Source organism: Pseudoalteromonas rubra (assembly GCF_005887095.1).
GTDB classification, from domain to species: Bacteria; Pseudomonadota; Gammaproteobacteria; order Enterobacterales; family Alteromonadaceae; genus Pseudoalteromonas; species Pseudoalteromonas rubra_E.
Map to the genome: position 1 here is coordinate 1 of NZ_PNCI01000110.1, position 236 is coordinate 236.

Below are 236 nucleotides of genomic sequence, written 5' to 3' on the forward strand. Positions count from 1 at the left end.
ACCAACTGAACTACCACTCCACGAGTAAATAACGATGTTAGTGACGTCGTTTTGTCATAAAGTCAGATTACATTAAATCTGAAAATCCAAACTAAACCCTGGCTAGATGGCGGAGTGGACGGGACTCGAACCCGCGACCCCCGGCGTGACAGGCCGGTATTCTAACCAACTGAACTACCACTCCACGGTGGTTTAGCTCGGTGTACTTCTTAAAGATGTTGGCGGAGTGGACGGGA

Annotated in this window: 1 tRNA gene; it reads right to left on the reverse strand. The window is 49.2% G+C overall.

Annotated elements, in window-relative coordinates:
• Nucleotides 1–107: 107 nt before the first annotated feature.
• Nucleotides 108–184: transfer RNA gene (locus tag CWB99_RS23355), tRNA-Asp, on the reverse strand.
• Nucleotides 185–236 lie beyond the last annotated feature (52 nt).